Here is a 21,327-nt window from a genome sequence, read left to right as displayed (position 1 = left end):
TTCATTGTGCGCATATCAATTGAGCCACAGAAATAAGCCAACCATTCGAGTAATCGAATAGTTGGCTTAAACAGGATTCAGGTTATTTATAAATCACTTAAATTTTATACGCGTATGATCAAGCCTCTTTTTTCCTACTTCTTTAAGGGGTTTATATGAACATGCTTAAAACCGTACTTGCGACTGCAATCGTAGCAACTTCTGTATCTGCAATGGCAACTGAAGCTCAAGTAGCACCTGCTGCTACAACAACTACAGTTCAAACTGTTGCTAAAGAAGCTGTTGCACCTGTGCAAGCAAAAGTTGAAGCTGCTCAAACTACTGCTACAGAAGCAAAACAAGCAACTGAAGCGAAAGTTGAAACAGTAAAAGCTGAAACAACTACTCAAGTAGAAAATGCACAAGCCACCGCAGAACAAAAAGTTGAAGCTGCAAAAACAGAAGTAGCAGAAGCAAAAGACGCAACTGTTGAAACTGCTGCTGAAGTAAAAGAAACTACTACTGAAAAAGCCGAAGCGACTCAAGCCGAAGTAAAAGCTGAGAAAAAAGGCTGGTTCTCTTGGTTTAAAAAAGCAGCTTAAGAATTTTTAAGCATAAAAAAAGATGTCTGCCTGACATCTTTTTTTGTTTTGGAGGATTTAATTTATGTTCAGGAATTAAAACTTAATTTTATTTAAACCTTTTGCGCCAGCATGGTGGCAAAGCGCTGTTTAATCCGATGGCCCTGTTCATCTACACGGTGTAACTCACCAATATCTTCATTGTATTTCACCAGATTCCAGCCTTCATAATAAGCACTGAGCTGTCCCGGTTTAAAACTAAATGGAAAGTCTGGCTGTACCGGGATATCGTCTGTATCCATGGCACAGACAATCAGGTTATAACCACCCGGCACGGTGGCCTGCTGCATTTGTGCAATCAACGGCGGAATGGTTTTTGCCTCAAGGAACATCATCACCACAGTACAGTAGATCAAGTCATATTGGCCTGTAATGCGGGTATCTGTGTTGAGATCGCGACGCTGGATCTGCAAGTGATCAATTTGCTCCGTCTGTACAATTTGTCTCAAGGTCTGCAAACTGTTTTCGTTAACATCCCAGGCATCGACTTTAAAGCCGTTCTGGCTTAGATAAAGCGCATTACGTCCTGTACCGCAGCCAATATCCAGCGCATGACCACCCTGTAAATAGGGCATGGCAGCCAGCACTTCAGAATGGGTAGGATTCAACTGATATTTCTTGCTGAAATAATCATCAGGCCGGCAATAAAAACGCAGCTGGCATTCGACATCCTCGCTGGCAGAAATAATCTTGTGCCAAGCCTTAGGTTCAATAAATGGTGGTTGCTGCTCTGGTGTAAACACATGTTCAGATTGCACCTTACCCGATTCTTCCAGCATGGCAAAATGTAGCTTACCTTTTAAGACTGTCAGTTTTGCCCAGGTACCTGCTTTGGTGTTGTGCTGATTCTTGAAACCCTGAGGAATACTCTGCTGTGTCCAGACCGGAAGTTCCTTATAACAAATGAGTTCTTGCATCAATCTCGTTCTCCATCTCATGCATGCGCCGCCTGTCATGCTTCTAGCGACGGGTTTATGGAGTTCAGCATAGCCTGTTCAGGCCGGAATGAAAATCATGCTTATGTACGCTGTACTGATACAGCAGCAAGATACAGACCACACCTGAAAAATAAAAAAGCTGCCTAGATCGACAGCTTGGGTGTAGGTAGATCATAAATAGGGCAACTGGATTAATGCCGTAGTTCTGACTGTAGCCAGCGCATATAATTTTCCTGATCCATAAAATCCGGCGCGCCTCCCAGATCCAGACTGAAATATTGCTGGTTAAACTGGATTACAATCTGTTCGGTATAGTGCCAGTCCTCAATCAGCTTAAAATATTGATTCAAGAAAAATCGGCTCCTGCCTTCATTATTCAAACTTTGTAGTTTTGGACATATTTTATTTGCGACAAACTCACTGTACACCTGCTGAATATCAGCAAAAACCTGAATTGTTTGCATGACTCACCTGCCTGCTTAAATGTTATGTCGTGATCTGTGCGACATATTCAATTTAAGCACTGAGTTTGAACAGTAGATGACAGTCATGTGGCAATCCTGTGATTACCTACAGGGCTATAGCTTGTTTTCAACCGCTTTCTGGTTGGCGCTCGCAACTTGTTGCATCTGCCTGTTCAAGTCCAGCATGTCCTTGTACAGCGCATTAAACTCTTTCACCGCTTTATCCTCATAGAACATAAAAGTCTGATTTTTCTTTTGCCATTTATGTTGTTTTAATAAAGCAAAAAGCGCATCTGCCTTAGCTAGGCTCTGTTTTTCTATTTCAAAAATCACATGAGCATTACTGTTTTGCTGACTATCTTTCAGATTCTGGGTCAGTTGTTGGCGATAACGATTTTTAATATCCAGTTGCTGAGCCTTATTAATCAGCTCGGCATCACGTTGCTGAATTTTCTGCTGATAATCATTCACGATCTGATGTACCTGCTTGAGCATCGCCTCAGTGTCTGTATAACCTTGGGTCTGGTCCTGGGCTAAGCGGTCAATATTCAGAAAATTCTGCCAGTTAGCTGCCTTCAGTTCACGCAAATACTGGTTGCGTTCCTCGGCACTGTCACGCAGTTGGCCCAGCACAAATTCAGCCATGATGGCATAATCACCATCTAGCCGCTCATCTTCAATTTCCAGCTGGATGGGTGTAGACCAGTTTTGTGCCTGCTCTGCAATCTGCTGTGTTTTCTCTTCCAGCACCATTTCATATTCGGCCAGCTCAGCCTGATTTTTTTGTTGTGCTGAATATTGATAAAATAGCCCGATAAAAATAGCCAGGGTCGCACCGGCTAAAATCATAAAAACTCGCGGCATGCACACGCTCCAGGTCTGGGATTCAGATCTTGTTTCTTCAATACACTATGCTCATTTTTCAGGCATAATTCAAGACCGATGAATTTTCTTGTATGTTCAACGACCCTTAGGCAGCATGATTTTGAGAGACAAAAGAAAGGAGTTCTCTCTTTATCCCTCATGCAACACAGTACCGCTGAAGGAAGCGGCCTGAATGATTATCGAAAGGTAAAAGGCAGGCTGATGTTAAGCTGGTTGGGATGAAACTGCTCCCGTACAATCTGCACCGTAGTGGCATTCGCATCAATTCCAAAAGGCTGCAAGATGGTATACAGGCCCTTTCTGGGATCGGCAGATTGTAGTCCTGCTGCCACCACCAGAACATATTCCCGGAACACCACGGGTAGGCTGTCAAGATCAGGCTTGGGCGCTGCACGAACCACATCAATGCTTCCGGCAAAGTCGGCATCGACGCTATAACTTTGAATATCACGTTCGACTTTCATCAGATAACGGTTTAATGCATCCCGCTGACTGGCTTCTTCCTGATAAGGAATAATTTCGGTCATGGCGCGTAGCTCTGGCTCTGCCATCACAATTAAGGTGGGAAGAACCACAGAAGCGGAACTTACAGGAGCAGCCTGGGTGAATGTAGCCGTACCTGCGACAAGCGCAAGCAAGCTGAGGTTTAAAGCTTTTAAGAGAGTCATCATTCATACCCCTCGGATAGAAAAGTAAAAAATATCTGACTTTTATCTTACAAACTTTATGCCTTGATATTGTTAAGTCTGATAAACGGTCATTCGGCTGAGTATGACAGGCCTATAAACAGTCTAGCCAACTGACTCTGCATATGAACCCTGCATACAGACAGAAAAATACATCAGGCACAGATAAAAAAAATCCCCAAACATAGTTTGGGGATTTTTTTGAATATGGTGGCGAGACCCAGGATCGAACTGGGGACACACGGATTTTCAATCCGTTGCTCTACCGACTGAGCTATCACGCCGATGCGGTGTATTAAGCCGTATCTGGACCCATTAGTCAATCAAAATTATGAAAAAAATGATTGAGTGAGTGAATTTTAATCTAAAAAAAATCCCTGATGGGATCAGGGATTGAAAACTTTAAATTTGTTTTTGAATATGGTGGCGAGACCCAGGATCGAACTGGGGACACACGGATTTTCAATCCGTTGCTCTACCGACTGAGCTATCACGCCAATGTCGCGTATTAAACAGTTTCAGGCCGCAAGCGTCAAGAGCGAAATAAAGAAAAACCACCAAATGTTTAGTTTTCCACCAATACCCCGCTTAAATTAAACATTTTGGCTTAAAACCGGATCAACACCGGCCTTTCAGCAGCTTTTGACCTCAAACAGCAGGCTGGTTAGATTTTTTCCAAATTCGCCAAACAACGGTGAATGGCACCACAGCCCGGGACAAAGGTTTTTACGCCTTTTTCTTCTTCCATTCGACAGGCTTCTGCAACCAGCCTTTCTGCCACCCCCCGCCCTCGATTGGCCGGATGCACCACAATATTTTCCAGAATCCGGCTTTCACCTTGTCCCGTGGCCCAAATTGCACCAATGATTTTGGTATTAAATTCTGCCGTATAAAGTAGGGTATACTGTGCCAGGTTTTGCTCTAGTTGTTCTATGGCATCTGCCCCATCACTAAATTCAGGGCTGGTGTCATACAGTCGCTCAAGCTGGCTGCGCACTTCATCATTTTCCAAAGAAGTATAAGCATGTACGGTGATAGGCATTGATAAACCCTCCTGAGCAATCTAATATGCGGTGACGTCGTCACGGCGAAAAATATTTTCTACATCAATCATTTTGACGTATTTGAGGAACGTGTCTATGACAGATCGTATCAGTGAAGTGGTAAGAAATACCAACGAAACCAAAATTCGCGTTCGTTTGAACCTCGACGGTACTGGTCAAGGCACCTTAAACACAGGGATTCCATTTTTAGATCATATGATTGATCAAATCAAGCGCCATGGCTTGTTTGATATTGATATCCATTGTGATGGTGACTTGGAAATTGATGACCACCACACGGTAGAAGATTGTGGCATCAGCTTGGGGCAAGCCTTTGCACAGGCACTCGGTAATAAAAAAGGCTTAAAACGCTATGGCCATTTCTATGCCCCACTAGATGAATCTTTAAGCCGTGTCGTAGTCGATCTTTCAGGCCGTCCGGGGCTGTTTATGGATGTTCCTTTTACCCGTGCAACCATTGGCCGTTTTGATGTAGATCTGTTTTCTGAATTCTTCCAGGGTTTTGTCAACCACGCCTTAATGACGGTACATATCGACAACCTGAAAGGCAAAAACAGCCATCACCAGATTGAAAGTGTATTTAAGGCTTTTGCCCGTGCACTGCGTATGGCATGTGAAGTTGATCCACGTGCTGCCAATACAGTGGCGTCTACCAAAGGGACACTGTAATGCCCCGTATTGCCCTTCTTGACTATGGCATGGGAAATCTGCACTCGGCAGCCAAAGCCCTGGAACATGTCGGTGCCACTGTTGATGTGACCAATGATCCAAAGCTGATTGCACAGGCAGACAAGATTGTCTTTCCAGGGGTCGGTGCAATGCGTGATTGTATGCAGGGCATGCATGAAGCCGGTATTGATACCGTGGTGCGTAATGCCGTGTTTAATAAACCGGTGCTGGCAATCTGTGTCGGCATGCAGGCGTTAATGCAACATTCTGAGGAAAATGGCGGTACGCCGGCTCTGGGTATTTTTGAAGGTGCAGTCAAGCACTTCCCGGAGATGGCCGGCTTAAAAGTGCCGCATATGGGCTGGAATCAGGTACATCAGGCGGACCCCGATCATCCGATGTGGAAAGATATCGATCAGGACGCGCGTTTCTATTTTGTACATAGCTATTATGTAGAACCGCAAGACCCGGCTATTGTGGCGGCGCAGTGTACCTATGGCCTTGAATTTTGTACGGCGATTCATAAAGAAAACCTGTTTGCCACTCAGTTCCATCCGGAAAAAAGTCATACAGCAGGCCTGCAATTACTGAAAAACTTTGTGGACTGGAATATCTGATTCCTGCCCCGTCAACAAAGCCCGCGAGATGCGGGCTTTTTTACTGCCTAAGATTTAAGCTTTTCAGATTCAAAGAATAATTATATGATTCTCTCACCAAAAAAAACAAATGAAAATAAAAGGAAATAATATGCTTAATACCATTCATGATTCTGGATTCAAACCTGCTGGCCGTTTTAGCCGTCGTTCTTATCTCGCCTGGAATATGCTCATGGGCTTTTTCTTTCTGCTCATCGGGTGTGTTATCGCCTTGATGCTGCCAGGCATAAATCTGGATACCCTGGGAAACTCGCTCTCCCCTCCTGTAATCATCCTGTTTATTTTCCTGTACGGCGTGGCTATTTATTTTAGTATGGTCTTTACTATTCGCCGCCTGCATGACCGCAATCATAGCGGCTGGTTCAGCCTGCTGCTGCTGGTGCCTGTGGTGAATATTTTATTTGCCCTTTATCTCCTGTTTGCACCTGGGGATCAACAGGCGAACCAGTTTGGACAACCCCGTACTACCCGTGGCTGGGAAAATGTACTGGCTATTTTGTATATTCTGGTCCTTATTTTATTATTCATAGCGACTTTTATGATATCGGGTGACTCTCTGCCAAAACTCTAAATCATCCGAGTATTGAAGCATGGGCCTCCTCTAGCTGCCCATGCCTTTCATCCCGCCCTGCTTTTTGCACTTTATCCTAAAAAGTTTTAAGCTGTTTTTTACAGATATATACAGCGCCGCCATGGATGAATGCTTACATTCCGTCTTACCAAGCAAAGAACACATTGCAACGTTTCCTCGGTTTCAAAATCTTGTACCTGAACGCATCCTCGTGATTAACAGTCTGCAGCAATGTGAAGCCTTGCGTTCGGAGCTTGAACAGGTGACAGTATTCGGTTTTGACTCGGAATCCAAACCCACCTTTAAGGCCGGTGAAGTGTCTACAGGCCCGCATCTGATTCAACTGGCAACTCTGGACAAAGCCTATCTTTCTCAAATGCACGAGCAGATCTGGCAGTTTTTAAAACCGATTTTTGCCAGCCGTGACCAGATTAAAGTCGGTTTCGGCCTGAAAAATGATGCCCATCTCTTTCGTAAAAGAGGGATTGAACTGAACAACGTGATAGAGCTATCGACATGTTTTAGGGATTTTGGCCTAAAAAATCCGGTGGGGCTGAAAAATGCCATGGCTTTACTGTTTCAGGTCAATTTCCCCAAATCGAAACATATCAGCACCTCAAACTGGGCCACAAAACATCTCAGTCCGGCCCAGATCAGCTATGCGACAGCCGATGCCTATGCACCGCGTCTAGTGTTTGAAGAACTACTGGCGCGGGGATTATTACCCAAAGACCTTCCTGGTACCTCCCTCACACCCAAAATCCGGCCGAATTCCACAATGTAGCTGTTTAAAAAGGTTATTCGCTTTTTAGCTGTGCTCTGTATTTTCAGCATTCTATTTTTCAATACCCCACAATACTTGAACGCCCAACAGCAGCTAAAATCGCCAATAAAGTCCGGTCAATACCAATCAGCGTGCCTGTGGAATTGCCCTGTTAAATTCAGCCTGCCAGAAAACCACTCTCTACATAAATCACTAAAATAATGGAAATAAATTACAGAACTCTCCCTTATCTTCGGACAGGTTTTCTCTTTTCATACGGTTTATCAGTTAGAAATTTCGACTTTATTTGCTAAGATGAGCTGATACACATTCATTCTAAAGATTAAGCAAGGAGCGAAAGCATGCTGATCATCCCGGCAATTGACCTGAAAGATGGCAAATGTGTCCGCTTAAAACAAGGTCGTATGGAAGACGATACCGTATTTTCTGATGATCCGGTTGCAACAGCACAGCATTGGGTCAATGAAGGTGCTCGCCGTCTGCATCTGGTGGACCTTAATGGTGCCTTTGCAGGTACACCGGTGCATAAGCCGGTGGTCGAAGCTATTGTCAGGTCTCAACCTGAGCTGCCTATCCAGATTGGTGGCGGAATCCGTTCGCTGGAAACGATTGAGCATTATCTGGAAGCAGGTGTGTCATTTGTAATTATCGGCACCAAAGCGGTTCAGGAGCCTGAGTTCGTCGAAGAAGCATGCAAGAAATTCGCTGGACATATCATTGTCGGTATTGATGCCATGAATGGTATGGTAGCAACCGATGGCTGGGCTAATATTACCGATGTCAAAGCCACTGATCTGGCCAAACGTTTTGCAGATGCCGGCGTATCTAGCATTGTCTATACTGATATTGCCCGTGATGGCATGATGCAGGGTGTAAACATCGAGCAGACCGTCACTCTGGCACAATATTCAGGGTTGCCTGTGATTGCTTCAGGTGGGGTCACCAATATGGATGATGTACGTCAGCTGAAAGATCAACCAGGTATTCTAGGTGCAATTACCGGCCGTGCGATTTATGAAGGGACTTTAAGCCTGCGTGAAGCACAATTATTGCTGGATGAGCAGGAAGCGCTATAATACGTCACTGCTGAAGAAAGAGGTCTGCGGGCCTCTTTTTTTATTGTCCTATTTTTTTGATCTCCTTCCCCATGTCTACATCTGTTTATCATCTCCGCTCTGGCTGGACAGCCAAAGCGCCTCAAATCGCCCTGATCCTGATCACGATCATCTGGGGTGGCAGTTTTATTACCGTACAATACGGCCTGAATTTTAGCAGTCCAGTGCTGTTTGTGGGCTTGCGTTTTGCGGCAGCTGCGATTGCGGTAAGTTTGATCTCACTTCAGCATCTTCGGGGCATGACCCTAAAAGAAGTCTGGGCCGGTGCGGTAATTGGCGCGGTGATTGCTATAGGGTATGCCACCCAGACGGTGGGGCTACAGAGCATTAGCAGTAGCGAGTCGGCCTTTTTGACTGCCCTGTATGTTCCTCTGGTTCCTTTGCTGCTCTGGCTGCTATTCAGTAAAAAACCGCAGGTGATGACCTGGGTAGGTGTTCTGTTGGCCTTTGTGGGACTGGTGTTTTTAACCGGAAATGGCTGGGGTGCAATTCAGCTGAATTTTGGCCAGATCCTGACCTTGCTTGGTTCATTTGCAATTGCTTTGGAAATTATTTTTATCAGCCATTTTGCCGAGCAGGTGAATGTGCGGCGGGTGACTGTACTGCAACTGTTTTTTGCCTCCCTATTCTGCTTTCTGGTTGCACCTTGGCTTGGAGAGTCCCGCCTGCCAGTGTTTCACTGGCATCTGGCTGGTATTTTAGTCGCGCTGGGAATAGCCAGTGCGTGTATACAGCTAGTTATGAACTGGGCCCAGCGCCGGGTAGATCCGTCTCAGGCAGCCATCATTTATGCTGGAGAGCCGATCTGGGCCGGCCTGTTTGGCCGTCTGGCCGGAGAACGCCTGCCCGCACTGGCTCTGCTGGGTGGGCTGATGGTGGTACTAGGTGTCATTGTCAGTGAATGGAAACCCCAATTCCTCAGAAAAATAAAAAAGGAAAAGCTGGGATAGCCAGCCTTCTGTACTTGAGCTGCACCTCAGCCAGTTCAAGTACAGGAGGTGCAAACCTGAATACAATAAAAATATGCTTTCATTTAAAAGTTCAATCCAGAAATTCACTGTTCAGCACGATACATGGGCTGGTTATCATTCAGGCGCATAATGCCGCGAATCGCCCGGTAGACAATCCAGATCCAAGACAAACCAATCACGGCAATACAAAAAGCCGAAGCGCCCAAAGCCACACCGGTAAAGAGATCCGGATCGTCATGGGTAAAGAACAACAGCAGGAAAGGAATGAAAGCGATGATATTCCAGATCAGATACCACCAGAAAGTGCGGATTTGCCAGGTAAAATGACTTTCAAAAATTGTCCCGCGCACCGCAGAACGTTTTACATAGTTAATCACCAGGGCAATGATTGCCAGCAAGCCTGCGCTAAAAATCGCCACAATATATAAAATATACAGAATCAGGGTTAGGCTTCGATTCGGATCTTTATCAATAGAGTAGTTCATCATGCTCCCGAGGCTGCTCCTAAATATTAAAACTATTCAAGGGAGAAATCAGCCATACCATTAAAATAATATTAAAGGCTATGGTACAAAAATAAATCTGCCTAAAAGGTTGTTTTTGTGTTTTGTGCCTTAATTTTTGCTGTGCCAGCCAGGCAGCCGGCCATCCGCCTAAAAAGGCCACCAGATGCAGGGTATTTTCCGGAATACGGCGATTACCGAGTTGCGCGGCTTCCTTATCCTGAGCATAGAGCCAATAGCTCAGGGCATTGATCAGGCTGATGAATAACAATACCAAACCACTGAGCAGACCGGCCAGAGTCAGCCCTGCCAATACCAGAATATAAACCACACAAGCAATCTGCATCCGCTGTAATTTTTGAGAAGGCGCTGTGGTCGCTGCTGGCTTGCGTGCAGACGCTGTTCGGGCTTGAGAGGCTTTTAGGTACATCACCTGCTGGGCGCGATAACGTCCACGCTCATCCAGAATTACCAGATAATCCAGTGCACAGCCAACAATTGGACGCGGTCCCGGGCGTGCAAAATCCTTGATATGCAAAAACACGCGGTCTTTGGCCTGATCATTGGGCTGAATAAAACCATAGCCCTTATCATCAAACCATTCCACCAGACGCCCCTGATCACGCATGTGCCCCATCCTTTTCTATATCAATTTAAGCAGTGACAAACTTTAAACGTTCAATCAGCATATTACGCATCTCGATTGGATTTTTTTGCAAAATATCTGCCCCGCTACGTCCCTCGGTTGTATTCTTCTGGGCCACCTGTAAACGCATCATCCAGAAACGTCCGGCTGCCATGGCCAGATACAGCTCCAGACAGGCTTTTTCATCTTCAGTTAAAGGACGGACACCTTCATAGGCAGTGAGAAAAGCCAGGGCCTTCTCTTCGTTTAAAGTAACATCGGGATAATTGCTACAGAAATCATTTAGGGTAATCGCGATATCAAACAGGAATTCGTCTTTATTCAGCTCATAAAAATCCAGAATTCCCTTCAGCTCGTCACCTTGGAATAAGGTATTGTCACGAAACAGGTCGGAATGGATAAAGCCGCGTGGACGGTCTGGATAGACCGCAGTCAAAGCATCATACAAACCTAAAAGTTTGCCTAGTAACACCTTGTCTGCCGGACTTAAACTGGACTTGAGATCCAGCGCCACACCATACCAATAGGCATGGTCACGTACAAAGGCGCGCTCCAGTTCGAAGTTTTGCAAGGCCATATGCATTTGTGCCTGCGCCACTGCAATCGCCTCAACCTGAGCCACGGTAGGCGATATTGGATGCTCCCCCATCAGACGCGGTGCAATCTGGGCCGGTTTATTCTTGATACGGTGAATCGCTTTGCCAGAGTGAAATAAGGGAACTGGTACCGCCAGTCCAGCCTGCCCCAAACATTCCAGTACAGGCACCAGTTCTCCTGCCGCCTTGTCATCCAGTTCTTCAAAGATGGTCAGGACATATTGCCGGTTTTCGCAGACCAGAAAATAGTTGGTGTTTTGAATGCCTGCCTGAATAGGAATCAGGTCGATCACCTTCAGTCCATACGGTGCTGCAAACTCCTGAACTTCCTTTAAAGTCAAAGTGGTATAAACCGACATAGAAAACCTGCGAAAAAACCTACATATTTTTGCTAGAATACCGTTTCCATCTGCCAAGGTGTAGCGCTTGCGTGGGTGAGTTTCATAATCGGCTGTAATAATTGGAAAAATTTATGCTAGCTAAACGTATTATTCCTTGTCTGGACGTTGATAACGGTCGCGTGGTCAAGGGTGTTCAGTTCCTTGATATCCGTGATGCAGGTGACCCGGTCGAAGTGGCGCGTCGTTATAATGAACAGGGTGCCGATGAAATCACTTTCCTTGATATTACTGCTACACATCATGGACGTGACACGACTTATCGTACAGTGGAACGTATGGCTGAATCGGTCTTTGTGCCGTTAACCGTCGGTGGTGGCGTACGCAAGGTCGAAGACATCCGATTGCTGCTCAATGCCGGTGCAGATAAAGTCAGTATCAACTCGGCTGCGGTCTTTAATCCGGAGTTTGTTCAGGAAGCCTCGCAACGTTTCGGCGCCCAGTGTATTGTGGTGGCGATTGATGCCAAAAGAACTGGCGAAAACAAATGGGAAATTTTTACCCACGGTGGCCGTAAACCGACCGGTATCGATGCACTGCAATGGGCCGAGAAAATGGCCAGTTATGGCGCAGGTGAACTGCTGATTACCTCAATGGATGCCGATGGAACCAAAGCCGGCTATGATATTCCTCTCATGCGTGCCATCAATGACCGAGTCACGGTTCCCACCATTGCTTCAGGTGGAGTAGGCACCTTACAGCATCTGGCAGACGGTATTATTCACGGCGGAGCAGATGCGGTACTTGCGGCTTCAATTTTCCACTTTGGCCAGCACACCATTCCGGAAGCCAAAGCTTATATGGCCGCTCAGGGCATTGAAATGCGCCTGTGATCTGCTTGATTTAAGAATCTAGCCAATAAAAAAGAGCGTAGAATGCGCTCTTTTTTTGCTTATTAGGCTGGAACAGTACACATTTCAGCTAAAAAAAAGGAGTCTGACGACTCCCTATAAAACCAAGAATAACTACAGCACTTGGTATCTCATCTACCTCCTGCTTCATCTATCTCCGTGCCTACCGGAAAGATCAAGCAGATCGACAGGCACCAATATAGGTTAATTTTCCAGCACAATATTGACAATAGATCCCCTATTTATTGACAAAACACGACGCCACCTCAAAAGTGAGAACTGCTTGTCATTTTATATATCCACCACTTAGATGTTATTGCAGCTGGTCTCGCACTTTGGCCCATTTAGCCGGAAAATAACGGTTGGCCAGACTGGTCAAATGAGTGGATAAGGCTTCAGGCAGTGCAATACCCAGAGGATTTTTTTCCTGCAAATCGGGTGATGAAATGACCCGGGTGCCCAGCAGATAATCGAACCAGGGTTTGGTCACGCACCAGTTGGCATCCTGATTACTGTTCATATGGTGGTCATAATGCCAAGGAATTTTTTTTCTGGCCCACTCTGGCTCCAGATGGGCGCGGCGGTGAATATAATAATAGTTGCCCGCACTATACAAGGTCGCCAGAACCATTCCTTTGGACACAGGATAAAATACAAGTCCAAAAACACTGGCCACCACCACCAGCGAACCGATTTCATTACGGGTACGCCAGTTCTTGTAGCCCTCTACATAACCAATATCCGAGAATTCCGTTTTACGCACTTCACGATGATGCTCCCAATGTGAACGCATACTTTCCGGGACCGGGCTATAACGTGCCTGCCCTGCTCTATGGGTTCCATGCAATATATATTTATGGGCAAACCACTCAAAACCATTGGCCACGACCAGTCCTGTCAAAAAACCTTTCCACATGATCAGACTCTCCTTTTTCTTTCTACTATAGATCAAGTAAAAGACTAGATATTGACCCTAAACTTCAATATGATTGACAAAATACGACAAAATACTAAAAACTTTAAACATGCAGACTCAGAAAGATTATGCGGGTTCAGTCTATGGTGGTTTAGGTCATTTGCTGCTGGCTTTTTATAATAAATATCAGTTGAAGCCACCACAAAAATTGCTGGATGTTCAGCCACTGGAGCGTTTTGATTATGTCATCTGGCATGATCTGTTAACCACCTTGGAACAACAGTTGCAGCGCCCAGCACTCGGCCTGGAAATTGCCGCACTCGTACAACCAAAATATTTAGGCATACTGGCCTATATTGCCCTGTCCTGTGAAACCCTGAGCGATGCGCTCATGCGTTATCATGATTATCACCGTCTGATCTATGACGGGACACCTTTGCAGATATCTATCCATAATGAGATCCTCAGCATTGGCTGGGACGATATCCCCTTTAACCTGTCCTCCCAGATCACCGATGAAGTCGCGATTGCCCTGTTAATGGAATTTCTCAAATCGATTCTGGATATCCATGATATTCGGCTGCATGAGGTTCATTTCAAACGCTCTCCACCCAAAAACACCATGATTTACGAGCAGTATTTCCGTTCCAAGGTACGTTTTAATCAGGATAAAGCCCAAATTCAACTGACAGTTTCAGAGCTGTCCCGGCCTCTGCGGCAAGGTGATCAGACCTTGCAGGAACTGCTTAAACAGCAGGCTGAAGCCCTGTTAGAAAAATTACCTCATGCCACCGATATGGATCAACGTTTACAGCAAGCCATACTGGCTGGCCTGCAAAAAAACATGTTTCAGATTGAGGCAATTGCCCGGCAGATGAACCTGTCCGTACGCAAATTACAGCGTTATTTGCAGCAGCAGGGGAAAACCTACCAGCAGCGCATGCAGGAAATCCGCTGCATGATGGCGCAGCAATATTTAAAGGACTCACGCTTGAGCCTGCAAGAAATTGCCCTGCTGCTTGGCTATTCTGAACAGAGTGCTTTTCAGCGTGCCTTCAAGCACTGGACGGCGCAGACCCCGCAGCAATGGCGTTCTAATTATTTAGCCAGTGCAAAAGCGTAGATAAGAGGATGCTGCGCTAAAAAAAGGAAAAATTCAGGATTCAAGCAAAAGTATCAATCACAGCCCAGTCGCAGCTTCAGTTTTTTCTAAAAAAGTTTAGAGGCGACCTTAACCAGATCCTGGTTTACTTCTTTATAAAAACGGATTCTCGATTTCATGAGCTTCATCATGCTCAATTTTTTCTGGTAAATCAGGGGTATTTTCCAGTTCCTGAACAATATCATCCAGCAGCGCCTGCAAGACTTTGGCAGCCTTGAGTCCAGCCTGGTCTTTGGTAATTTGCAAATTACCATACAGGCTGACACAGTCCAGATCATTTTCAACTGTCAGATCATGAATGGCATGCGACTCATTGCCATCTTTATAGGCTTTAAACATAGTGGCCCCATCCTATCTGCTTATTCTAAAGTACTCTCTGCATGCTACCCGAATCAGGCTTTTTACAGCAAGTCTATTTCAGCAGTTGCAGAATGAACTGAAGAATCGCTTCGGTCAACTGGCTGATCAAAGCCGTCTGAGTATTGCTTTCTGTCGTATTGCTTGCAGCGGTGTTTCTATTTTGCGTCGGGCTATCGCTGGTCACCGCTTTAAATTCACGCTGCAAGGCCTGCAAGTTTTCCTTGGACACAGCTTCGGCACACTGGCTTTCTGCATCCCAGTGGGAATAGGCAATCTTCTGGCTGGCTTTCACAGCTCTGGCCGTCAACGGTAAATGGTAGGTATTACGTTTTTGCTCTTCGGTTAACTGGGGGAACAGGTTAATTCCCAGCTTTTCTTCCAGATAGCAGACACTCACAACTCGAACCGTTTGTGAATTATCGTTTGGCGCATAATACGCCCCGATCGCCCCGGTTTTTGGCATATAAATCGCTTTATAGACGGCGGTTGGCACAATGACGCCATTACCAATGGTTTTCAGTTTTTTCGCAGCAAAGACCGGACCAGTAATCACATACACATCCTGCTTTTGTCGCGTGACTATTGCCCGGGTTGCCTCTTCCAGTTCACGCCAGACCTGCTGATTATTTTTAGGGGCTTGCGGCACCATATTGGCCAGCGAAAAACTGTCATACTGGGCTGCCTTGGTTGGCATATCCGCATTAGGCGCCATATGCCCGCGGTCATAGCCTGAACCACGATAATCCGCCAGCGTCGCGCGATGCACTGCCTTCACACGTCCTTCTTCATGGAAGCTGTCTTCACGCGGAATTTTTTGGCTCAGCCGTGCAGGCGTTAAAACCTCTGCCACCCAGAGCGGAGTTTTCGACACCCCTGAATATCCAACATTAAAGCCATTAAAACACAGTGAATAACTGTCTTTTTTCAGACTGTCTTTCATCAGATAAGGTGGAGCATCATAATAAAACTGCGCCAGGCAAGATGAGTTTGACGTCGTTCCCAAAGACACCCACTGACCCAGCCTTTCTTGACCAAATGCAATCGCAAAGCTGACCGAGGCCACTACACCCAAGATGATTTTGACACTATTTCCTTTTAACAACGGAGTTACACCACTCTTCGGTTTAGATTGCTTCTTGGCCATGCTGACAACTGCTATTTTCCGATCAATATTGATTTTTGGCGAGCTTAACAAGCTGTGTATATGAAGTATATCTCGCCCCTGTTATTCGCCTAACAATTAAACAAACCCCGCTCATTCAGGTCTTTCCTGTAACAAAATGTCTATTTTTTGATGGTTTTTAAATAGGGTTTTCTGAGTATTCAGTAGCTTTCATTGCGGCAACAGAATGACTATGCAACAGTATAAAGCTATTTAAATTACGTACAATCATGGAGTCTGCATGAATTCCAAATTAACTCAAATTTTAGGTGTGGGCTTATTTACCAGTGTCCTAAGTGCGGCTGCTTTTGCCGAGCCACCTGTACAGCCAGGTGAAACTCTGGAAAGCCTAGCTAAAGCCAAAATTAGTACCACCGTCAACGGCCAGCAAGGCTCTTTAGAAAGCCTGGTCAATTCAGGGCAGGTGCGCCTGGTCAATCAGCCTGCACCACCACAGCCTGCACAGCAACCGATGCCAGCCACTTCTTCCGAGGCACCGATGGCCGATCCGAACGCCAACCATCCTCACCCCATGCCTAACCAGCTTGAAGCTGCACCCGGCATGAACCCTGAACAGCCACAGCCAGCAAGTCCTGAAGCGGCTGCCATAGCGGCTCCTGCTGACATTTCAGCACAGCCCGAGACTGCTCCTATGGCTGAGGCTGCAATAAATGCGACACCTGATATGCCCGCAGTAGTAGAACCAGCACAATAATTCTATGAAGGATGCCTGATTCAGCTATTCCGAACGTGTCTTGCATAAAAAACCAGAATACAGTTCTGGTTTTTTTATGGCCTCTAGGGCCTCTATTTAATTTTACATTTCGATCTGACTACCTAACTCTACTACCCGATTAGGGGGAATCTGGTAAAAGTCACTGACCGGACTGGTATTACGCTGCATGGAAACAAACAGTTTTTCTCGCCATGCAGCCATGCCATCCCCTACCGTATGCATAATCCGCTCCCGTGAAATAAAGAAGCTGATCTGCATCAGATCATATTCAAAGCCCCATTCGGCATAGGCTTGTTGCAAAGCCTCCGGAATATTCGGCTGGTCTTTAAAACCATAATACATATAGACCCGATAAAAATGCTTGCTAAGCGTTTCGACCTGAATGCGATCTTTTTTCGCCACAAAAGGGATATCCCGGGTAATCACGGTCACCAGAATATTGCGTTCATGCAGCACCTTGTTGTGCTTGATGTTATGTAACATGGCATGCGGAACAATGCTCGGGGTTCCGGTCAGGAAAATGGCTTCACCCGGAACAAACTTGGTCGCATCTCCCATCGAAATACTTTTGATAAACAGTTCGATTGGTAAGGCATCCTGCTCCAGACGGCTGAGTACCAGTGCACGTCCATCTTTCCAGGTCATTAAAATGGTAAACAGCACCGCACCAATCAGAATCGGTACCCAGCCTCCCGCAGCAATTTTTAAGGAGGTAGAGGCAACAAAAATCAGGTCAAGCGTTAAAAATGGAGCAGCAAAGAGTATGACTTTCCAGACCGGCCAGCGCCAGAATCCATAGGCCAAAATACTAATCAAAATAGTCCCGCAAAGCATGGTCATGGTGACTGCCACGCCATAGGCACTGGCCAGATTGGCACTGTTTTCAAACAGCAAGATCAGGATTAACACCGAGATAAACAGCATCCAGTTAATAAAAGGCAGATAAATCTGGCCACGCTCTACCGCCGAAGTATGCTTCACACTCAGACGCGGTAAATAACGCAGCTGAATCGCCTGATTGACCATGGAGAATACCCCGGTAATCACAGCCTGAGATGCAATCACCGCTGCCGCAGTGGCGAGTCCAATCATTGGATAAAGTGCCCAGTCCGGGATCAGCATATAAAAAGGATTGGCTAACGCTTCTGGTTGACGTAATAACAATGCGCCCTGTCCAGCATAGTTCAGCAGCAGGCAAGGTAAAACAATCACAAACCAGGCCATACGAATCGGCAAGCGGCCAAAATGGCCCATATCGGCATAGATTGCTTCACCCCCAGTCATGGTCAGAATCACCGCGCCCATGGTAAGAAATGCGACATAAGGCTGATCCACAACAAAGTGAAAAGCCCAATAAGGATTCACCATCGAAAGTACAAATGGCGTCTGGGCAATACTCCACAGACCGAAAGCCCCAATCGACAGGAACCAGAGCAAAGTTAAGGGGCCAAAAAATTTCCCCATGGTACCTGTACCATGACGTTGCAGCATAAACAGCCCGGCCAGAATCCCGATCGACAGCGGCATCAGCCAGCGGTCAAAGATAGGCGTGGCAATACTCAAGCCTTCAATGGCGGAAAGCACCGAGATGGCTGGCGTGATAATGCCATCTCCAAAAAACAGCGAGGCCCCGATAAACCCCAACGCAATTAGAAAAATTTTCTTCTGATCTGCAATTCGTGTGGTGCGCAGATTTAAAGCCAGTAGCGACATGATGCCGCCTTCGCCATTATTATCGGCACGCATGATAATCGTGACATATTTAAAGCTGATGGTCAGCATCATGCACCAGAAAATCAGGGACAGAATGCCAAGCACAGAGGCTTCACTGATCGCAAGATGTGCTGTGAGGAAACATTGGCGCAGTGCGTATAGAGGGCTGGTACCAATATCTCCAAAAACGACCCCAAGTGCAGCCAGCGTAATCACGGGAAGAGCTGCTTTTTCTGCTGTACTTTGCATATATTGTCTTCGTTTTAAACAAGCATTTTTGCAAATCATAGCATTACGTTAAAAGTTTTTCTGCAAATCAATTGTTTCAGCTTGGCAGCAGCGCTTTTTTTCGATATTATCCTCGGCCATGGTGAGGTGTCCGAGTGGCTGAAGGAGCACGCCTGGAAAGTGTGTATACGTTAATAGCGTATCGAGGGTTCGAATCCCTCTCTCACCGCCAGAATTTTAAAATCCGAATCACATGATTCGGATTTTTTTGTCTTAAAAATAAAAAATCGTATTATTTTTATCATCATTCTCCTTACACACTCTCCCTTTCCAGAAGTTCATAGCTGCTCAGAGCGACTATCGAAAAAAACCCTGCGTTTCTTTAATATTGTGTTCTGCTTTAATTTATTTATATTAACCCATCAAAAATTGGCACAATAATCGCTTCATTTTATTGTCATTAAAGCTATGTTATGGTTCGTTCAGGATATTTAAAAAAGGAGAGAAAAACTAAGACCAGAATAAAAAGACCTTAGATCGAAGTACACCATTTCAACTCAAAGTTAAAAGTAGATACACTGCTATTCGGAGAGCGAACATGAATAACAGCGCAAACTATATAAAACAAATCAAAAATGCAAAACGTGGTGGTTATACCCCGACTATCGCCAAGGATATTAACAAACATAAAATTCAAAAAGCCCTCAAACTTATCGAACAGTGGAGAAGCCTCGCTCAAGAACTCAAACCTCAAATGCAGTTCGATATGGCCTTTACTTTAGAGGAATGCGCACAAGATCTCGCCCAAATCCTGAAACATAAATAGTTTTTTAGCTACACCCCGTGATCTATTTCCAGTTCATTTCAGCTTCGCCCATAATAAAAAATGGGCGATTTGCCGCTTAAAGTATGATGACCGCTTATCTTGCAGATTACTCTCAACTCCACATCGCTTTTTTGAAAGATTAACCGGTTATTTTTTGGCTTGCACCCACCCAAAAAATCTGTAGAATGCACTCCACATCGCCGGCATAGCTCAGTTGGTAGAGCAACTGACTTGTAATCAGTAGGTCCACAGTTCGAATCCGTGTGCCGGCACCATTATTAAACCTCGTAAGTCTTAGATTTATGGGGTTTTTTATTATCTATAGTTTTCCAGTGCATTCTTTTCTTGGTTCATCTTGTGGTCCATCAATTCAATAGTCTTGTGGTCTAAAATCAAGAATAAGTAACTATAATCCAAACTAGTTTCCTCCCTATAGCCATTTTCAAGCACTCCACTTCTCCAATCGGGCTACGTTAGAGATGAAGCATCTAGGTATCCCATCGAGGCGTATGACGAGTGGAAAATGGAACACTTGGGGAGTTTTTGATATTTCTTGGATTCGCTGTTTAGTACAGGACTTCTAGGCTCAATCCTTGTAGGTCGTGGGGTATTCTGCTAGAAGATCATTCATATAACCAGGATTCGGGTTAAATATTTTCTTTATTTTAATAAAACTTTAGACTTATTATTCTCCTTGTAAAAAAACACCTCATGATTATTATTAATAATAATAATATTTTTTGAAGCATTTAAAGTAATATTTTTCACTACGCCTAGACTATTTACTAAAGCCAAGTTAATAAATTTTTCTCCACTTTCTTCGGAAAATGGTGAAACTATTATCAACAATCCATTATTTGATTTAGGTAATACTACAGACGCACCAAAACTATCATCTAAAAAGTTATAAACTTTGGATAATTCTATAATATTAATTAATTTAACCTTACTACAACTATTTTTATTATTTTCTAAAATACATTTTAAATGATCCTCTGAGTTATATGGAAGAGACGTAACAGGAAATCCATCATCATTTTTTTCAATATTATTGTTCTTATGAAAATTTACAGAAATATTTTTTATTCTTATAATATATTCATCTCTTAAACATTGTTCTTTTTCTAAAGCCGTTCCTTCTCCCATAGAATATCTAATCTTATTTTCACAGTTATTTTTAATTCTACTTTTCCAGTTTCTATAGTCATCTTTCTTCTTATTATTTAAACCATCTAATTGATATAAAAGATTTTTGTTTTCTTTTAAAACACACTGAAGGCTTTCATTAACATTAATTAAATTACAATTTAATAATTTTTTTTCAGCATAAGTAATATTTAAAAAACTTAACATAGAAATCATTAATAATACATTTAAACACTTATTCATTTCTCTAAATTCCTTTAAAATTTTTAGGTAAAATAATTTTAAATGGTTTTGATATATGTCTTTTTAGCTCTTCTACCGTTAACTGCACATAAATGGATTTATCATTCCAAAATATTAACTATTACTGATGCCATGTTAGAGCGCATGTTCGGTACGTCTGGCGATGGAATCCATGACCGTCTACTGCATTTCGTAACACCTCTGGATGGCGCCTATTACTTTGCACCGAGTGAGGAGTTGCTGGAAGAGGTGTTGGAAGGGTAAAAATGAAAAGCCGATGAAAGTCGGCTTTTTATTTCAATTACTATCAGAATGAGAATTCTTTTTTATTATTTCCTTCAAAATATTTTATATTTAAATTATCATCAATCTCTACACTTTTTCCTGCATAAATATATTTTTCTGAAATTAAATTAAA

General features: G+C 44.4%; 24 protein-coding genes, 4 tRNA genes and 1 pseudogene. 14 read left to right on the top strand and 15 right to left on the bottom strand.

All coding sequences use genetic code 11. From position 1 onward, the window contains the following. Positions 1-155: 155 nt before the first annotated feature. On the top strand, positions 156-581 hold the full coding sequence (locus NI461_RS12535; RefSeq protein ID WP_253157445.1) for a hypothetical protein: 426 nt from the start codon (positions 156-158) through the stop codon (positions 579-581). Positions 582-673: 92 nt separating this feature from the next. Here the strand turns inward: NI461_RS12535 and tehB are convergent, their stop codons facing one another. The 7 genes from tehB to NI461_RS12500 all read right to left on the bottom strand — a co-directional run bounded on the left by tehB (position 674) and on the right by NI461_RS12500 (position 4,635). Beyond that, positions 674-1,537 (bottom strand): SAM-dependent methyltransferase TehB, encoded by an 864-nt coding sequence (gene tehB / locus NI461_RS12530; RefSeq protein WP_253157443.1) that lies wholly within the window; start codon positions 1,535-1,537, stop codon positions 674-676. Between the two features lie 212 nt (positions 1,538-1,749). Then, entirely contained in the window at positions 1,750-2,022 is a 273-nt protein-coding gene (locus tag NI461_RS12525; protein ID WP_174659151.1) for a hypothetical protein, read from the bottom strand. A gap of 114 nt (positions 2,023-2,136) precedes the next feature. Then, a complete protein-coding gene (locus NI461_RS12520) occupies positions 2,137-2,886 on the bottom strand; it encodes a hypothetical protein (RefSeq protein WP_253157441.1) in 750 nt (249 codons plus the stop codon). A 197-nt stretch (positions 2,887-3,083) separates the two neighbouring features. Then, positions 3,084-3,575 carry a hypothetical protein gene (locus NI461_RS12515; protein ID WP_253152855.1) on the bottom strand — a complete coding sequence of 164 codons (492 nt, stop codon included), beginning with the start codon at positions 3,573-3,575 and terminating at the stop codon, positions 3,084-3,086. 226 nt (positions 3,576-3,801) lie between these two features. Then, positions 3,802-3,877: transfer RNA gene (locus tag NI461_RS12510), tRNA-Phe, on the bottom strand. Between the two features lie 137 nt (positions 3,878-4,014). Then, positions 4,015-4,090: transfer RNA gene (locus NI461_RS12505), tRNA-Phe, on the bottom strand. 167 nt (positions 4,091-4,257) lie between these two features. After that, positions 4,258-4,635, bottom strand: coding sequence for a GNAT family N-acetyltransferase (locus NI461_RS12500; protein WP_151204951.1), 378 nt, complete (start codon positions 4,633-4,635; stop codon positions 4,258-4,260). 97 nt (positions 4,636-4,732) lie between these two features. On the opposite strand from NI461_RS12500, the gene hisB reads away from it, so the two are divergent. The 6 genes from hisB to NI461_RS12470 all read left to right on the top strand — a co-directional run bounded on the left by hisB (position 4,733) and on the right by NI461_RS12470 (position 9,402). Beyond that, positions 4,733-5,326: an imidazoleglycerol-phosphate dehydratase HisB gene (hisB, locus tag NI461_RS12495; RefSeq protein WP_151204950.1), complete on the top strand. Its 594-nt coding sequence runs from the start codon at positions 4,733-4,735 to the stop codon at positions 5,324-5,326. Further along, positions 5,326-5,943 (top strand): imidazole glycerol phosphate synthase subunit HisH, encoded by a 618-nt coding sequence (hisH, locus tag NI461_RS12490; RefSeq protein WP_151204949.1) that lies wholly within the window; start codon positions 5,326-5,328, stop codon positions 5,941-5,943. The genes hisB and hisH overlap by 1 nt, the downstream gene beginning before the upstream one ends. A gap of 130 nt (positions 5,944-6,073) precedes the next feature. Then, positions 6,074-6,553: a DUF805 domain-containing protein gene (locus tag NI461_RS12485; RefSeq protein WP_253157439.1), complete on the top strand. Its 480-nt coding sequence runs from the start codon at positions 6,074-6,076 to the stop codon at positions 6,551-6,553. A 121-nt stretch (positions 6,554-6,674) separates the two neighbouring features. After that, positions 6,675-7,337, top strand: coding sequence for a 3'-5' exonuclease (locus NI461_RS12480; RefSeq protein ID WP_253157437.1), 663 nt, complete (start codon positions 6,675-6,677; stop codon positions 7,335-7,337). Positions 7,338-7,678: 341 nt separating this feature from the next. Beyond that, complete coding sequence (gene hisA / locus NI461_RS12475) at positions 7,679-8,413, top strand: 1-(5-phosphoribosyl)-5-[(5-phosphoribosylamino)methylideneamino]imidazole-4-carboxamide isomerase (RefSeq protein WP_151204946.1); 735 nt, start codon at positions 7,679-7,681, stop codon at positions 8,411-8,413. A 71-nt stretch (positions 8,414-8,484) separates the two neighbouring features. Further along, complete coding sequence (locus tag NI461_RS12470; RefSeq protein WP_253157435.1) at positions 8,485-9,402, top strand: DMT family transporter; 918 nt, start codon at positions 8,485-8,487, stop codon at positions 9,400-9,402. A gap of 104 nt (positions 9,403-9,506) precedes the next feature. On the opposite strand, the gene NI461_RS12465 is transcribed toward NI461_RS12470, so the two are convergent. The 3 genes from NI461_RS12465 to NI461_RS12455 are packed head-to-tail and all read right to left on the bottom strand — an operon-like array spanning position 9,507 to position 11,527. Continuing rightward, the gene (locus tag NI461_RS12465; RefSeq protein WP_151205414.1) at positions 9,507-9,908 is read right to left on the bottom strand and encodes a hypothetical protein; all 402 of its coding nucleotides are present in this window, start codon (positions 9,906-9,908) and stop codon (positions 9,507-9,509) included. 19 nt (positions 9,909-9,927) lie between these two features. Further along, entirely contained in the window at positions 9,928-10,554 is a 627-nt protein-coding gene (locus tag NI461_RS12460) for a DUF1294 domain-containing protein (RefSeq protein ID WP_151207582.1), read from the bottom strand. Positions 10,555-10,579: 25 nt separating this feature from the next. Then, complete coding sequence (locus tag NI461_RS12455; RefSeq protein WP_151207580.1) at positions 10,580-11,527, bottom strand: homoserine kinase; 948 nt, start codon at positions 11,525-11,527, stop codon at positions 10,580-10,582. Positions 11,528-11,640: 113 nt separating this feature from the next. Here NI461_RS12455 and hisF point away from each other — a divergent pair, with 113 nt between their 5' ends. Further along, positions 11,641-12,399, top strand: a complete 759-nt coding sequence (gene hisF / locus NI461_RS12450; RefSeq protein ID WP_151205411.1) for an imidazole glycerol phosphate synthase subunit HisF — start codon at positions 11,641-11,643, stop codon at positions 12,397-12,399. A gap of 331 nt (positions 12,400-12,730) precedes the next feature. Here hisF and NI461_RS12445 read toward each other — a convergent pair whose 3' ends face one another. Next, on the bottom strand, positions 12,731-13,333 hold the full coding sequence (locus NI461_RS12445; RefSeq protein WP_151207578.1) for a hypothetical protein: 603 nt from the start codon (positions 13,331-13,333) through the stop codon (positions 12,731-12,733). Between the two features lie 109 nt (positions 13,334-13,442). On the opposite strand from NI461_RS12445, the gene NI461_RS12440 reads away from it, so the two are divergent. Further along, positions 13,443-14,456 (top strand): AraC family transcriptional regulator, encoded by a 1,014-nt coding sequence (locus tag NI461_RS12440; protein ID WP_151207576.1) that lies wholly within the window; start codon positions 13,443-13,445, stop codon positions 14,454-14,456. A 132-nt stretch (positions 14,457-14,588) separates the two neighbouring features. Here the strand turns inward: NI461_RS12440 and NI461_RS12435 are convergent, their stop codons facing one another. Beyond that, positions 14,589-14,834, bottom strand: coding sequence for a hypothetical protein (locus NI461_RS12435; protein ID WP_151205408.1), 246 nt, complete (start codon positions 14,832-14,834; stop codon positions 14,589-14,591). A gap of 73 nt (positions 14,835-14,907) precedes the next feature. Then, positions 14,908-15,999, bottom strand: a complete 1,092-nt coding sequence (locus NI461_RS12430; RefSeq protein WP_151205407.1) for a DNA/RNA non-specific endonuclease — start codon at positions 15,997-15,999, stop codon at positions 14,908-14,910. A 259-nt stretch (positions 16,000-16,258) separates the two neighbouring features. Here NI461_RS12430 and NI461_RS12425 point away from each other — a divergent pair, with 259 nt between their 5' ends. Further along, a complete protein-coding gene (locus tag NI461_RS12425; RefSeq protein ID WP_151207574.1) occupies positions 16,259-16,732 on the top strand; it encodes a hypothetical protein in 474 nt (157 codons plus the stop codon). A 102-nt stretch (positions 16,733-16,834) separates the two neighbouring features. Here NI461_RS12425 and NI461_RS12420 read toward each other — a convergent pair whose 3' ends face one another. Then, positions 16,835-18,715 (bottom strand): potassium transporter Kup, encoded by a 1,881-nt coding sequence (locus NI461_RS12420; protein WP_151207572.1) that lies wholly within the window; start codon positions 18,713-18,715, stop codon positions 16,835-16,837. A gap of 120 nt (positions 18,716-18,835) precedes the next feature. On the opposite strand from NI461_RS12420, the gene NI461_RS12415 reads away from it, so the two are divergent. From NI461_RS12415 to NI461_RS12405, 3 genes are all read left to right on the top strand, one after another. Next, a tRNA-Ser gene (locus tag NI461_RS12415) sits at positions 18,836-18,926 on the top strand. A gap of 366 nt (positions 18,927-19,292) precedes the next feature. After that, positions 19,293-19,520 (top strand): hypothetical protein, encoded by a 228-nt coding sequence (locus tag NI461_RS12410; RefSeq protein WP_151205090.1) that lies wholly within the window; start codon positions 19,293-19,295, stop codon positions 19,518-19,520. Positions 19,521-19,719: 199 nt separating this feature from the next. Beyond that, a tRNA-Thr gene (locus NI461_RS12405) sits at positions 19,720-19,795 on the top strand. Positions 19,796-20,180: 385 nt separating this feature from the next. Here the strand turns inward: NI461_RS12405 and NI461_RS12400 are convergent. After that, positions 20,181-20,909: a hypothetical protein gene (locus NI461_RS12400; RefSeq protein WP_253157433.1), complete on the bottom strand. Its 729-nt coding sequence runs from the start codon at positions 20,907-20,909 to the stop codon at positions 20,181-20,183. Positions 20,910-21,002: 93 nt separating this feature from the next. Between NI461_RS12400 and NI461_RS12395 the strand changes: the two are divergent. Continuing rightward, positions 21,003-21,173 (top strand): annotated as a pseudogene (locus NI461_RS12395) (peroxidase); the annotation flags it as partial. Positions 21,174-21,327 lie beyond the last annotated feature (154 nt).

Origin of the sequence: Acinetobacter sp. S4400-12, from assembly GCF_024129495.1 — a bacterium.
In the GTDB taxonomy this organism is placed as follows: Bacteria; Pseudomonadota; Gammaproteobacteria; order Pseudomonadales; family Moraxellaceae; genus Acinetobacter; species Acinetobacter lwoffii_C.
This window is presented reverse-complemented; position numbering and strand designations above follow the sequence as displayed.